Here is a 13,640-nt window from a genome sequence, read left to right as displayed (position 1 = left end):
GTACTTAATTTGTTTTCAGATTTTTCTAATAATAGAATTTATATGTTTAAAAATATAAAACTGTTAGTGTAATAAAACCAAGAATTTGTAAATGTATTTTTTCAATCCACTTATTACATTAATTTTGTAAAAAAAAATATCACTTTGAAAGAAATACTAAAATATTTTCCTGATTTAACAGAAGACCAAAAAGAAAAGTTTAACCAATTACAAGATCTTTACAAAGATTGGAATTTGAAGATAAATGTAGTCTCTCGTAAAGATATTGACGAAATTTATTTAAGACACGTACTTCATTCTTTAGGTATAGCTAAAATTCAGCAATTTAAACCAGGTTCAACCGTGATGGATGTTGGTACAGGCGGTGGTTTTCCTGGTATTCCGTTAGCTATTCTTTTTCCTGAAACTCAGTTCCATTTGGTAGATAGTATAGGTAAAAAGATTAAAGTTGTAAACGAAGTGAAAGATGGGCTTGGCTTAGAAAATGTAAAATCATCTAATTGTAGAGTAGAAGAAATAGATGAGCAATACGACTTTATTGTAAGTAGAGCAGTGGCTCAAATGGAAACTTTTGTACGTTGGGTAAGAGGTAAAGTGAAGAAAAAAAGTGAGCACGAACTTAAAAATGGTATTTTATATTTAAAAGGTGGAGATTTAACTGAAGAGTTAGCATTATATAAAACAGCTAAAATATATAATCTTTCTAGTTATTTTGAAGAAGATTTCTTTGAGACCAAAAAGGTGGTACATCTTCCTATGAAGTATAAGGGTTAATTACTTTCTTTCTTGTAAGCTAATACTAATTTATAATGAGCTTCTTGAGGTTCTTTGTTTTTATATACTGGAGATAATTTTGGTAATTTCTGAATCACTTCTTTAATATAGTTGCTTACATGTTCAGAATTACTATGTACAGATAAATTTATAAGTTCTCTGTTTTTGTTTATTGTAAATGAAGCATCAATTGTATTAGTGCCTTTTTCTAAGAAACTTGAAATTTTATAAATATTTATATTGTTGTATAAGCTAGAAAGATACCTTCGTTTAATAATTTCATCAAAATCTCTAAATTCAATTTTTTTATTTAATTTTTCGTCTAAATTATATTTAAGAACTTGAGCATTTTCTACATTGGAGTTATCTAAAGCTAATCCAGAGTTCTTATATAGTGGGTTTGGTTTAACTCTAGAAGGTAATTCTCTTATTACAATTGGTATAGTATAAAAAATATTTATACCCTTGCCATCGTGCATTGCAGGTGTGTGAAATTTTATTTTAGAAAGAATTTTTTCAATTTGATTTCTTATTTCTTCATTAGGATGATTAATTGTAAAATAATTTATAGTCTTATCTTTTTCAATAATAAAATCGACCATAATTAAGTTATTACCAGGATGTAGTTGAGATTGAAATTTTTCAACTTTAAGTTTTTTTCTTATTAAATTACTTATCCTTTTACTTACGCAAGCCTTTATTTCTTTGGTGTCTACATATTCTAAGCATTCTTTAAACTTTGGTGGAGTAACTGTTTCTTGTGCTAAAATAGAGACGCTACTAAAAAGAATAAAAAGAATTAAAAACTGCGGTCTTAATTTTGTAAAATGGTCGGAAAACATAAAAGACAATTAGATTTTGTACTAAAATAAAAAAGCCTCACTATTTAGCGAGGCTTTTTTGTAAATAATATTCAATTATATATTATTCTCCTAAAAAAGGATATCTATAATCTGTTGCTGGTACAAACGTTTCTTTAATTAAACGTTGTGATACCCATCTTTGCAAGTTGAGTTTAGATCCTGCTTTATCGTTAGTACCACTAGCTCTTGCTCCTCCAAATGGTTGTCTACCTACTACAGCACCTGTACATTTATCATTAATATAGAAGTTACCCGCAGCATTTTGAAGTTTATCTGTAGCTTCTGCAGCAGCATATCTGTCTTTAGAGAAAATAGCTCCTGTTAATGCATAAGCACTTGTGTTGTCTACTAGTTCTAAGGTTTCTTCCCACTTTTCATCTTCATAGATGTAAATAGTAACTACAGGGCCAAAAAGTTCTGTCTCCATAGTTGTATAGTGTGGGTCTGAGGTTACAATTACCGTAGGTTCTACAAAATACCCTACAGATTTATCATAATTACCACCAATAATAATCTCTGCATCTTTATCTTGTTTAGCTTGATCAATATATTTAGCTAATTTATCAAAAGAACGCTCGTGTATTACTGCATTAATAAAGTTGCCCATATCTTCTGGAGAACCCATTTTGAAAGATGAAATATCTTCAATAAGTTCTTCTTTTATTTGTGGCCATAAACTTTTTGGTAAGTAAACTCTAGAAGCTGCGCTACATTTTTGTCCTTGAAACTCGAATGCACCTCTAGAAATTGCTGTAGAAACTTCTTTTGTGTTAGAAGAAGGGTGAGCAATTATAAAATCTTTACCACCTGTTTCTCCTACAATTCTTGGGTAAGTTTTATAGGTATGAATATTTTGCCCAATTTTTGCCCAGATATCTTTAAATACTTCTGTACTTCCAGTATAGTGAATTCCAGAAAAATCTGGACTCTGTAAAACTACATCTGTAATCATTGCGGGATCACCCATTACCATATTGATTACTCCATCTGGCACTCCTGCTTCTTGAAAAACATCCATCAAAATTTTTGCAGAAAATACTTGACTATCACTAGGTTTCCATACTGCTACATTACCCATTAATGCTGGTGCACTTGGTAAATTACCAGCAATGGCAGTAAAGTTAAAAGGGGTTACTGCATAAACAAAACCTTCTAGTGGTCTGTGTTCTACACGGTTCCAGGCAGTTTCGTCAGATTCTGGCTGGTCGCTATAAATTTCAGACATATATTCTACGTTAAAACGAAGAAAATCTGCAATTTCACAAGCAGAGTCAATTTCAGCTTGAAAAATATTTTTAGACTGCCCAATCATTGTAGCAGCATTTAATTTGTAACGGTAAGGCCCAGAAATTAAATCTGCAGCTTTTAAAAATATAGCCGCACGTTGCTCCCAAGCTAATTTAGACCACTTTTTTCTAGCTTCTAAAGCAGTTTCAATAGCTTGTTCTATATGTTTTTTTTCTGCCAAATGATAAACACCTAAGTTATGTTGATGGTCGTGTGGCGGATGCATAGTAGCTGTATTATTAGTTCTAATTTCTTCAGAACCTATATAAAGTGGTACATCTACTTTAGTGTTGTATAATTCTTTATAAGTGAGTAATACTTCTTCTCTTTCCGGTGTTCCGGGCGCATAGCTTTTAATAGGCTCATTGTTAGCCGGCGGAACTTGAAAAAATCCTTTCCCCATAATGTATTTCGTTTTTTTTATTTATTATTTTTTGCGGTCTAAAGATAGGTAAAATCTAAGAACTTGAAGTCTGCTAGAAACTAAGGTTTTATTAATTTCTGTTAAGTTTTATTAAGGAGTGAATTGTCTCTAGAAATTAGAATTTGTTTAACTTGGAAGAAATTAATTGTGTAAAAAAAATGAAATGATTCTTAGTTAATATCATGGAAACAAAATAACTTATCTGGATTTCTTAGAAAATCGTTATTCTGATATTTATGTTGTAGAAAAAGTTGAATCTGTTCAGGTGGAGATATAGGTTTTGTAGAAGAAACTTACCGAGTTGCAAAAATTTCTTTAATATATAAAGATTTGATAGGTGTTTATATTATTTTCAATGTTGAGACAGAATATATTTTCTATTTTTCTGAAATTAATTGAGGGACAGGGATTTGTTAAATGTTAATTTTAAACCTAAGCGCCACAAATTTTTGTTTGCCGCTTTTATAATTTTGCTATGAAATATTTCAACATATTAATTGCTTTTTTATTTTTTAACCTGGCTTTTTCTCAAAACTTTATAGTTGCGGATAAAGAATCTAAAAAACCATTACCGTATGTCTCGGTTTATAGTATAAATGCAGGTGTGTATTCTAATGTTGAAGGAAGGGTGGAATTGAATGATAAATTTCAGTTAAACGATACTTTGACTATAGAAATACTTGGTTTTAAATCAGTAAAAAATACAGTATTAAATTTTCAAGAGCTAGATACTATTTTTTTAGAGCCTAAAGTAGAGAAACTTGCAGAAGTAAAATTAAATAACGGACAAGAGTTTATTGTTATAGAAAAAGGAAGTAGCCCTCGTTCTTATACGAGTTGTCCCTTAAATAATACTACCGAATTTATTAGTGTTTTAACCCCAAAAAGTACAGTAGCGAATAATCTGGTAAATAAGGTGAAACTTTATTTTCTCAAACCAAGAGGGTTTAAGTATAAAAAAAAGATGTTAAAAGGTCATAAGTTAGTTTTTCGTATGAATCTTTATAGATTTTCTAGCGATAATGATTTTGAAAAATTATATATGTCAGAAATTTTCTACATTAATATTTTAGAAAAAGATGATGTAGAATTGAATATTGATAAATATATACCTTTTTATGAAGAGGGTCTTGCTGTAGGGGTTGAGCATATAGGAGAAGTAGACTCGCAAATGAACTTTGTAGAAAAACCTTTTAGTAGAGGTCCTGCACTAACAAGCGATGTAAATGATTATTATCAAGCTGCTTCTTTTTTACGATTTTCATTTTCAGAAAAACCAACATATAGACCTTATTCAGCATTACCTTATGTATCTTCTAAAAAAGATGAAAGAAATCTTCAATTAGACTTAGAGTTAATTAAATAATTCTAAGTTTTTTGAATAAAATTGTGTTATAGCTCAAGTTACTACTGAAAATCTTTTATTTTCTACTAATTCAAAGCAAAAGGAGCACTAAGTTTAAATGAAGGAATATCTACTTTAAATTTTCTGGTAGAAGTGAAGTTAATCATATCGTAATAACCACTCATTGCTCCAAAAGGAGAGGTTAATTGGCATCCGCTTGTGTAAGTGTGAGATTCTCCAGGTTTTAAAACTGGTTTTTTCCCCACAACACCTTCACCTTTAACAATAATATTATTGTTTAAAGCGTCTTTTATCTTCCAGTATCTAGAATTAAGTTGCACAGAATCGTTGCTTTGGTTTTTGATTGTAATCTCGTAAGTAAAAGCAAAGTGTATTTGGTAGTTTTTCAAGAAAGTGCCTTGAAAACTAGTCTTCACCGATATTTTAATTCCTCTAGTTACTTGTTGAATCATACTAATAAAGTGCAAAAGATGCTAAAAATGCAATCATTGTTGTGATTGATGCTAATATAATAAATAAAATGTTTAAAAACACAAATTTTATAAGCGTTTTAATAAAACCCTGTTTGTAAAATATCATTAATGATTTAAATAGATAGGCTAGGTAGGCAATGGTTATTATGGTTGAGATGATAGTGGATTCTATAAAAATATCTATAATTACATTAAAACTCATCAAGAAAAACAACATAGTTTGCGAGTGAAATGCAAAAACTAAATGCTCCATATAGGTGTAAGAACTTCTACCGTAGGTTAGCCAAAGTATTAGTGTAAACAGTGGGATGAAAAAGAAAATAATTAGCGGTAATTTACCTATAGCAAAGACTACAAAAGATTCAGGAGATTTTACTATTTCTTCTATTAATAAAGATCTATTGTAAATCCATTTATTGTATATGCTGTTTTCGTGTTTTAGTGTTTTTAATGATTTAGTGACACTGTGTTCTGGGTTTTTTTCGTGATAGACTAAGTAGATCTTTACTTTTTCTTTAAATTCAGAAATAAAACTGAGAGTGTCTAACTCTTTTTCTGAAAGTAACGGTATATCGAGATCGTCTATAAGTTCAAAGTCATTTCCATCATTCACCTGAAATGCAATAGCCTCTTGATCTTCTATTGTCAGTTTTAGAGAGAAAACATATAGTATAAAAAATATAATAGAAATACTTAGGTAGAATCTAAATGGATTAGAGTAAGTAGCTCTTTTACCTTTTATATATTCTAAAGAAATTCTGCCAGGCTTAAATATAAGGGTGCTTAATGTTTTGCGAAGCTTAGAGTCGTAAGAAATAATGCTTCCGAAGAATTCGTAAAAAAAATCATTAAAACTAAGTTTTTTACTAGAATTTAATTGTCCGCAATAAGAGCAATATCTATCGTTAGTATCTAAAGGGGTTTCGCAATTAGGGCAAATGGTGTTGCGGTATTTTTTTGAGAATCTAGACTTCTCCATAGGCTTTAATTGCTAATGTTACTACTGTTAGCGCTACCTACACCAATTATTCTGTCGTATCTACCGCCTACTTCTCTGTAGTATGCTAAAATAGTGTATTCGTTTTCTGTCTCGTCAAAATTACCGCTGTTAAAGCCTTCGTCTATGCTTCCGTCAGGTAATAATAAAACATATTTATAATTGTAAAAACCTTGTTTAAACAGTCTTTTTCCTTCAAAAACATCTTTTTTAGAATTGTAAGTCATTTTGGTAGAGCTGTCTAAATTAAAATTATTAAAGGCTCCGTAAATGTGTATTTCGCCTCCTCTTAATTTTTCGTAATTAGCTAGAGAGAAATGTACCCAAGTATATTCAGATTCTCTTGTGGCGTCATCTCCCTGTAAGGTGGTTACTTTAAATTGGCCATTAATATCTGGATCGTATGTATAAGGATCGTAAGATCTGTTTTTATCGGTATATAAATAGGTATTGTAAATATCTTTTAATTCTATAGATCTTATATTCATAGTTGCAGACCTTACGTCTTTGCTATCAAATTCAAGAAACTCGTTACCACCCCAAAATGCAGATTCTTGATCGTATTTATAGATGAGTTTACTGCCTAAAGAATATTGAGGTTTTAAGTTGTAGATAGAAGATTTTAAATTATTATTTTGAATAATTAAAGTTTTTAAATTTTGTGATGGGTTTCTAAAAACAATTCTTTCAGAACCATCTATAGTAAAGTTGATAGTCTGTTTAGTATTTATATATTTAAGGTTTCTTGCTCTTTTTACTTCTGCTTGTACTAGTGCAATATCTTCATATACCATAAATTTTCTAGAGAATACCAGTTCTTCATCAGTATTAAAAATCTTAATAATGTAATTTCCGCTAACTTTTAAACTTCTAGTGTTAGAGTTGGGTATGGTAAGAGAATAATGAGAGTAAGATTGTAAAGTGTTCCAAGAATTTTGGTAATCCATAATTCTCATATTATCAAAACCTTCCATGTATTCATTTTTAGATAAGTTGCTAGGTTTCCAGCTAAAGTCAAAATGTTCAATGGTGTAATAATAGTCGGCTTCATCTCCAATTAAGTCATCAAAAGTTAAAGTAATCTCGTCTCCAAGGCTTATAATAGGAGTGCCGCTAAACTCAGAATTCCCTGTAAACTCAATAGTTCTAATATACTCAGGGGGTGTAGTTTCTAAAACTTGAGAAAAACCAGATAGAAAACTAAAAAAAGAAACAAGTAAAATGATAGTATTTTTCATGAAAACCTCTACTAAATTATGGGTTAAATATACTTAAAATCTTTTCTCAGCAAGGATTTTAATAAAAAATGAAGTCAATTTATTTAGAATTAATATAAATAAATAACTTCCATTTAACAGAGCTATAACATGAGGATTAAATTACTAAATTTGCAATCGCGAATATTAACTTATAAATGAATTATGTCAAAAGACATTAAAGTTAAAAAAGGTCTCAATTTGCGATTTAAGGGCGAAGCAGAGCAAGTGCTTGTGGATGCTCCTAAATCTAAGACCTTTGCAATCAAGCCACCAGATTTTCATGCGGTTGTCCCAAAACTTGTTTTAAAAGAAGGGGCTAAAGTTTTAGCCGGTGAAGTTCTTTTTTATTCAAAGTATAACGAAGCTGTAAAAATTTCATCACCTGTTAGCGGTTCTATTAAAGAAATTGTTAGAGGTGCAAAACGACGTGTTTTAGAAATTGTTATCGAGGCAGATGCTGTAAATTCTTATAAGGAATACGGGCAGTTAAATGTTGCTACTTCAGATTCAGAAACTGTGAAAAACAGAATTTTTGAAAGTGGTTGTGGTGCATTTATTAAGCAGCGTCCTTATGATATTTTAGCAAATCCAGATGATTCTCCAAAAGCTATTTATGTGTCTGTTTATAATACAGCTCCTTTAGCTGCAGATCCAGCATTTGTTTTAGCTGATCAAAAAGCAGAGTTTCAAGAAGGATTAAATGCGTTAAAAAAACTTACAGCAGGAAAAGTTTATGTGGCGGTAAATGCTAAATCTTCAGATTTTAAAGATCTTCAAGGTGTAGAGTTATTAAATGTTTCTGGACCTCACCCAGCAGGTAATGTTGGTGTGCATGTGCAAGAAACAGAGCCAATGAATATGGGAGACCGTGTTTGGACTGTAGGTCCAGAAGATGTAGCAATTATTGGTCGTTTGTTTTTAACTGGTAAAGTTGATGCAAAAAGAACAATAGCTGTTGCCGGTACAGATGCTAAAGAGAAAAAATACTTTAGAACATATATAGGGGCTAATGTAGCAGACTTGATTGGTCAAGTAGATGAAAGTAAAAGTCGTATTATTTCAGGAGATGTGTTAACAGGTTTAAAATTATCTAATAATCAATATGTTGGTTTTTATGATAATACAATAACTGTAATACCTGAAGGAAATAATTATAGAGCTTTTGGTTGGTTACCATTTACATATAATAATATTCACTCGATGTCTAAGACATCACTTTCTTGGATGTTCCCAAATAAAAAGTATGATGTGAATACTAATTTAAATGGTGAAGAAAGAGCTTTAGTGGTAACAGGAGAGATGGAAGAGGTAATGCCTTTAGATATTTATCCAATGCAATTGCTTAAGGCTTGTATGACAGGAAATATTGAGAAAATGGAAAATTTAGGTATTTATGAAGTAATACCAGAAGATTTTGCATTAATCGACTATGTGAATACATCTAAAATTGAGGCGCAAGAAATTATTCGTCTTGGTTTAGATTTAATGATTACTGAAGTAGGATAAAAGGATCATAATATTTATGAATTGGATACGTCAAAGGCTTGATAGTATAAAAGAGCCATTTTCCAAAGGGAAAAAATACGAAAAGTTCGCTCCAGCAATTAATGCGTTGGATACCTTCTTGTTTGTGCCTAATCACACAACACAAAAAGGAGCTCACGTTAGAGATGCGGTAGATTTAAAAAGAGTAATGATTACAGTTGTAATGGCTTTAATCCCTGCTCTAATTTTTGGTACCTGGAATGCAGGTTATCAATACTTGAGTCAAATTCAAGAAACAGTTGGTTTTTGGGAAGCAATAGGAGAAGGTGCTATTAAAGTAGTTCCTATGATTGTAGTTTCTTACGCTGTAGGTCTTGGAATAGAATTTGCTTTTGCAATTTTTAGAGGTCACGAAGTTAATGAGGGGTACTTAGTAACAGGATTGTTAATTCCAATGGTAATGCCAGTAGATATTCCATTATGGATGGTAGCTATTTCTGTTGTTTTTGCTGTTCTTATTGGTAAAGAGGCTTTTGGTGGTACAGGAATGAATATTCTAAACCCTGCACTTACAGCTAGAGCTTTTGCTTTCTTTGCATACCCAACTTATATGTCTGGTAATGCAGTTTGGGTTAGTGAAGCAGGAAATTTAGATGCTGTTTCTGGAGAAACAATTTTAGGTAAACTTGCAGCAGGAACAGAGGTCCCTTATAGTACAATGGATATGTTTTCAGGGTTAATACCTGGTTCTGTAGCAGAGACTTCTACTGTTTGTATTCTAGCAGGAGCTTTATTACTTATTTTAACTAAGGTGGGAAGCTGGAGAATTATTGTAAGTGGTTTCTTAGGAGCTGCTTGTATGGCTTTTATCTTTAATATGATTGGTGGTAGTTTTCCAGATAACGATTTGGTTAATTTCCCTTGGTATAATCATTTAGTAATAGGTGGTCTTGCTTTTGGTATTGTGTTTATGGCAACAGATCCAGTATCTGCAGCACAAACTTATAAAGGAAAGTGGATATACGGATTTTTAATAGGCTTGTTTGCTGTGATGATTAGAATCTTCAATCCAGCTTATCCAGAAGGAATTATGTTGGCAATATTATTAATGAATGTATTTGCTCCAACAATAGATCACTACGTTATTGAAGGTAATATCAAAAAACGTAAAAACAGAGTTAAGGCACAAGTAAAAACAGCGGTGTAATGAATAGAAATAGTAACGCATATACATTTATTTTCGCGATTATAATGGTAGTTGTGGTTGGTGCATTGTTAGCATTTACTTCCATTTCTTTAAGCGATAGACAAAACGCTAATGTAAAGCAGGAAAAGATGCAAAACATTCTTTATACTGTAGGTGTAGATTCTGTAGAGCAAAATGGAGCTATGGTTCCTTTATCTCGTCCTTTAGCAGAAGCTAACTTTAAAAAATATATTACTAAGCAAATAGCACTTAACTCAAAAGGGGAAGTAGTTGAAGAAGGTGACAAAGCCTTTCAAGTAGATTTAGCTAAAGAATTAAATAGAACAGTAGAAGAGCAGAAGTTTCCTTTATACGAAGCAGAAGTTGATGGTGCAAAGTATTATATTATTCCATTACGCGGTACTGGATTATGGGATGCTATCTGGGGATATGTTTCTTTAAAAGATGATGTAAATACAATTAAAGGAGTTGTTTTTGATCATAAAGGAGAAACTACTGGTTTAGGTGGAGAGATTACTAAAGCTTGGTTTCAGCAACGTTTTGAAGACGAGAAGATTTTTGATAGCTCTGGTAATTTAGTAGGTGTTTCTGTAGTAAAAGGTTATACAGGTGGTAGCAATAAAGATGACAATGCAGTAGACGCAATCTCTGGAGCTACTATTACTGGAGATGGGGTAACAGATATGATCTCTGAGAGATTAAAACATTACCTACCTTATTTTAAGAATCAAACTGATATGAAAGTAGCAGTAAAATAATTTTTATGGCTAAAGAAAATAATAACACAGCGATGTCAGAAAAAGAAGCAAAAAAGAAAGAAATGATTCTTTTCCTTTCTAATTCAGAAGAAAAAGAAAGTTTCTTATCTAAGCAAAATATGAAGTTATTATCAGATCCTTTGAATGATGATAACCCAATTACAGTGCAAGTATTAGGTATCTGTTCTGCACTAGCAATTACAGTACAATTACAAGCGGCAATCGTAATGTCTCTTGCAGTAATGGTAGTAATGGCTTTCAGTAACATGATTATTTCTATGATGCGTAATCTAATTCCTAGTAGAATTAGAATTATTGTACAGTTAGTAATTGTAGCAGCTTTAGTGATTCTTGTAGATCAAGTTTTAAAAGCATTTTTATATGATTTAAGTAAACAACTTTCGGTATTTGTTGGTTTAATTATTACCAACTGTATTGTAATGGGACGTTTAGAAGCGTTTGCTTTAGGTAACGGAGTTTACAAATCATTTTTAGATGGTATTGGTAATGCTGCAGGTTACGGATTAATACTTGTAATTGTAGCTTTCTTTAGAGAACTTTTAGGTTCAGGGAAGTTATTTGGTTTTGAAGTATTAGGTCACAAGGGAGCAACGTTAGCAGATTCTACAGGTTTATATGCTTTTGGATATGAAAATAACGGATTAATGTTATTAGCGCCAATGGCACTTATTATTGTAGGTATTATTATCTGGGTGCAACGTTCAAGAAACAGAAAATTAATAGAAGAAGCATAGAGACTGCTTAAAAATATAGATTATGCAAGAGTATTTAAACTTATTTATTAGAAGTATTTTCATAGAGAATATGATTTTTGCTTACTTCTTAGGAATGTGTTCTTATTTAGCAGTATCAAAAACTGTTAAAACAGCAGTAGGTTTAGGAGCAGCGGTAATTTTTGTATTAGCAATTACTGTACCTATCAACTTTTTAATGGATCAATATTTACTAAAACCTGGTGCTTTAGCTTGGTTAGATCCTGCTTTTGGAGATGAATCTGGAAGCCAATTTATCGACTTAAGTTTCTTAAGCTTTATCATGTTTATTGCTGTAATTGCATCTATGGTACAGTTAGTAGAAATGATTGTAGAGAAATTTGCTCCTGCGCTTTATGGTGCATTAGGTATATTCTTACCATTAATAGCTGTAAACTGTGCAATTTTAGGAGGATCATTATTCATGCAGCAAAAAAGTTTTGAAGGTGTTGGTCAAGCTTTAACCTATGGATTAGGTAGTGGTATAGGATGGTTTTTAGCCATTTTAGCAATTGCTGCAATTAGAGAAAAAATAGCATACTCAAATGTTCCTGCTCCTTTAAAAGGATTAGGGATTACCTTTATCATTACAGGGTTAATGGCAATTGGGTTTATGAGTTTTATGGGAATCAAATTATAGTCGAAAACAAAGCATTATGACAGTAATAGTTGCAAGTGTAATTGTATTTTTAGCGTTAATACTATTGTTAGTAGGAGTGCTGTTAGGAGCTAAAGCAAAGCTAGTTCCTTCAGGTCCTGTTAAAATTAACGTAAATGGAGAAAAAGATATAGAAGTTGGTTCCGGAGGGACATTGTTATCTACTTTAGGTGATAATAAATTATTTTTACCATCAGCTTGTGGTGGTGGTGGTACTTGTATACAATGTAAATGTATTGTAAAAGATGGTGGTGGTACTATTTTACCAACAGAAGCACCTCACTTTACCAGAAAAGAAATTGCTGAAGGTTGGCGTTTAGGTTGCCAAGTGAAGGTGAAGCAAAATATGGATATTCAAATTCCTGAAGAGGTTTTTGGTATTAAAAAGTGGGAAGCTACAGTAGTTAGAAACTGGAATGTTGCTTCTTTTATTAAGGAATTTGTGGTAGAATTACCAGAAGATATGGACTACAAAGCGGGTGGTTACATCCAAATTGAAGTTCCTAAATGTGAAATCAAATTTCAAGATATAGATATTCAAGCTCACCCAGAAGAACATCCTGGAGAGCCTGATAAATTTAAGAAAGAATGGGATAATTTTAAATTATGGCCATTAGTAATGAAAAATCCTGAAACTGTAGAGAGAGCATACTCTATGGCTTCTTACCCAGCAGAAGGACGTGAGGTAATGTTGAATGTACGTATTGCAACACCACCTTTTGATCGTGCTAAAAATGGTTGGATGGATGTAAATCCAGGTGTTGCTTCTTCTTATATTTTCTCTAGAAAAAAAGGAGATAAAGTTACTATCTCTGGTCCTTATGGTGAGTTCTTTATCAATGAAAGTGATGCAGAAATGCTTTACGTTGGTGGTGGTGCTGGTATGGCTCCAATGAGATCTCATTTATATCACCTATTCAAAACCTTAAGAACCGGTAGAAAAGTTACTTACTGGTATGGAGGTCGTTCTAAAAGAGAGTTGTTCTACTTAGAACACTTTAGAGAGTTAGAAAGAGAATTTGATAACTTTAAATTTTACATTGTACTTTCAGAACCTTTAGAAGAAGATAACTGGAAAGTTAAAAAAGATATACATAGCGAAGGTGACGGATTTTTAGGATTTGTACACAACGCAGTAATTGATGAATATCTTTCAAAACATGATGAACCAGAAGAAATAGAATTATATTTCTGTGGTCCTCCATTAATGAATAAAGCTGTTCAGAAAATGGGAGAAGATTTTGGTATTCCTGATGAGAATATTAGATTTGATGATTTTGGAGGATAAAAACTCTATCTTATTTAAAAAAGTCCAA

General features: G+C 31.7%; 13 protein-coding genes. 8 read left to right on the top strand and 5 right to left on the bottom strand.

Annotated elements, in window-relative coordinates:
• The first annotated feature begins 144 nt into the window (after positions 1–144).
• A complete protein-coding gene (rsmG, locus tag BUC03_RS01330; RefSeq protein WP_073147446.1) occupies positions 145–774 on the top strand; it encodes a 16S rRNA (guanine(527)-N(7))-methyltransferase RsmG in 630 nt (209 codons plus the stop codon).
• Here rsmG and BUC03_RS01325 read toward each other — a convergent pair.
• Both BUC03_RS01325 and pruA read right to left on the bottom strand, forming a co-directional pair.
• On the bottom strand, positions 771–1,616 hold the full coding sequence (locus tag BUC03_RS01325; RefSeq protein ID WP_073147444.1) for a hypothetical protein: 846 nt from the start codon (positions 1,614–1,616) through the stop codon (positions 771–773). The two genes, rsmG and BUC03_RS01325, sit on opposite strands and share 4 nt — an antisense overlap.
• A gap of 82 nt (positions 1,617–1,698) precedes the next feature.
• Positions 1,699–3,327, bottom strand: coding sequence for an L-glutamate gamma-semialdehyde dehydrogenase (gene pruA, locus BUC03_RS01320; RefSeq protein WP_073147442.1), 1,629 nt, complete (start codon positions 3,325–3,327; stop codon positions 1,699–1,701).
• 496 nt (positions 3,328–3,823) lie between these two features.
• Between pruA and BUC03_RS01315 the strand changes: the two genes are divergently transcribed.
• Entirely contained in the window at positions 3,824–4,714 is an 891-nt protein-coding gene (locus BUC03_RS01315; RefSeq protein WP_073147440.1) for a peptidase associated/transthyretin-like domain-containing protein, read from the top strand.
• Between the two features lie 65 nt (positions 4,715–4,779).
• Here BUC03_RS01315 and apaG read toward each other — a convergent pair whose 3' ends face one another.
• Genes apaG through BUC03_RS01300 form a run of 3 tightly spaced genes read right to left on the bottom strand, consistent with a single transcriptional unit; the run spans position 4,780 to position 7,422 of the window.
• Positions 4,780–5,166: a Co2+/Mg2+ efflux protein ApaG gene (apaG, locus tag BUC03_RS01310; protein ID WP_073147438.1), complete on the bottom strand. Its 387-nt coding sequence runs from the start codon at positions 5,164–5,166 to the stop codon at positions 4,780–4,782.
• 1 nt (position 5,167) lies between these two features.
• A complete protein-coding gene (locus tag BUC03_RS01305) occupies positions 5,168–6,166 on the bottom strand; it encodes a DUF3667 domain-containing protein (protein WP_073147436.1) in 999 nt (332 codons plus the stop codon).
• A 5-nt stretch (positions 6,167–6,171) separates the two neighbouring features.
• Positions 6,172–7,422 (bottom strand): type IX secretion system plug protein, encoded by a 1,251-nt coding sequence (locus tag BUC03_RS01300; protein ID WP_073147434.1) that lies wholly within the window; start codon positions 7,420–7,422, stop codon positions 6,172–6,174.
• 183 nt (positions 7,423–7,605) lie between these two features.
• Between BUC03_RS01300 and BUC03_RS01295 the strand changes: the two genes are divergently transcribed.
• From BUC03_RS01295 to nqrF, 6 genes are read left to right on the top strand one after another with little or no spacing between them, the layout of a single operon-like run.
• Positions 7,606–8,949 carry a Na(+)-translocating NADH-quinone reductase subunit A gene (locus tag BUC03_RS01295; protein WP_073147432.1) on the top strand — a complete coding sequence of 448 codons (1,344 nt, stop codon included), beginning with the start codon at positions 7,606–7,608 and terminating at the stop codon, positions 8,947–8,949.
• A 16-nt stretch (positions 8,950–8,965) separates the two neighbouring features.
• Positions 8,966–10,135: an NADH:ubiquinone reductase (Na(+)-transporting) subunit B gene (locus BUC03_RS01290; RefSeq protein WP_073147430.1), complete on the top strand. Its 1,170-nt coding sequence runs from the start codon at positions 8,966–8,968 to the stop codon at positions 10,133–10,135.
• Positions 10,135–10,893 (top strand): Na(+)-translocating NADH-quinone reductase subunit C, encoded by a 759-nt coding sequence (locus BUC03_RS01285; RefSeq protein WP_073147429.1) that lies wholly within the window; start codon positions 10,135–10,137, stop codon positions 10,891–10,893. Before BUC03_RS01290 ends, BUC03_RS01285 begins: the two co-directional genes overlap by 1 nt.
• A gap of 5 nt (positions 10,894–10,898) precedes the next feature.
• A complete protein-coding gene (locus BUC03_RS01280; RefSeq protein WP_073147427.1) occupies positions 10,899–11,648 on the top strand; it encodes an NADH:ubiquinone reductase (Na(+)-transporting) subunit D in 750 nt (249 codons plus the stop codon).
• Positions 11,649–11,670: 22 nt separating this feature from the next.
• The gene (gene nqrE / locus BUC03_RS01275) at positions 11,671–12,306 is read left to right on the top strand and encodes an NADH:ubiquinone reductase (Na(+)-transporting) subunit E (protein WP_073147425.1); all 636 of its coding nucleotides are present in this window, start codon (positions 11,671–11,673) and stop codon (positions 12,304–12,306) included.
• A 16-nt stretch (positions 12,307–12,322) separates the two neighbouring features.
• Positions 12,323–13,612 carry an NADH:ubiquinone reductase (Na(+)-transporting) subunit F gene (gene nqrF, locus BUC03_RS01270; protein WP_073147423.1) on the top strand — a complete coding sequence of 430 codons (1,290 nt, stop codon included), beginning with the start codon at positions 12,323–12,325 and terminating at the stop codon, positions 13,610–13,612.
• The last annotated feature ends 28 nt before the right edge of the window (positions 13,613–13,640 follow it).

The sequence above is a fragment of the Mesonia phycicola genome (assembly GCF_900141885.1).
GTDB lineage: Bacteria > Bacteroidota > Bacteroidia > Flavobacteriales > Flavobacteriaceae > Mesonia > Mesonia phycicola.
The sequence above is the reverse complement of the archived record's forward strand: the minus strand, read 5'-3'. Positions and strand labels throughout refer to the sequence as shown.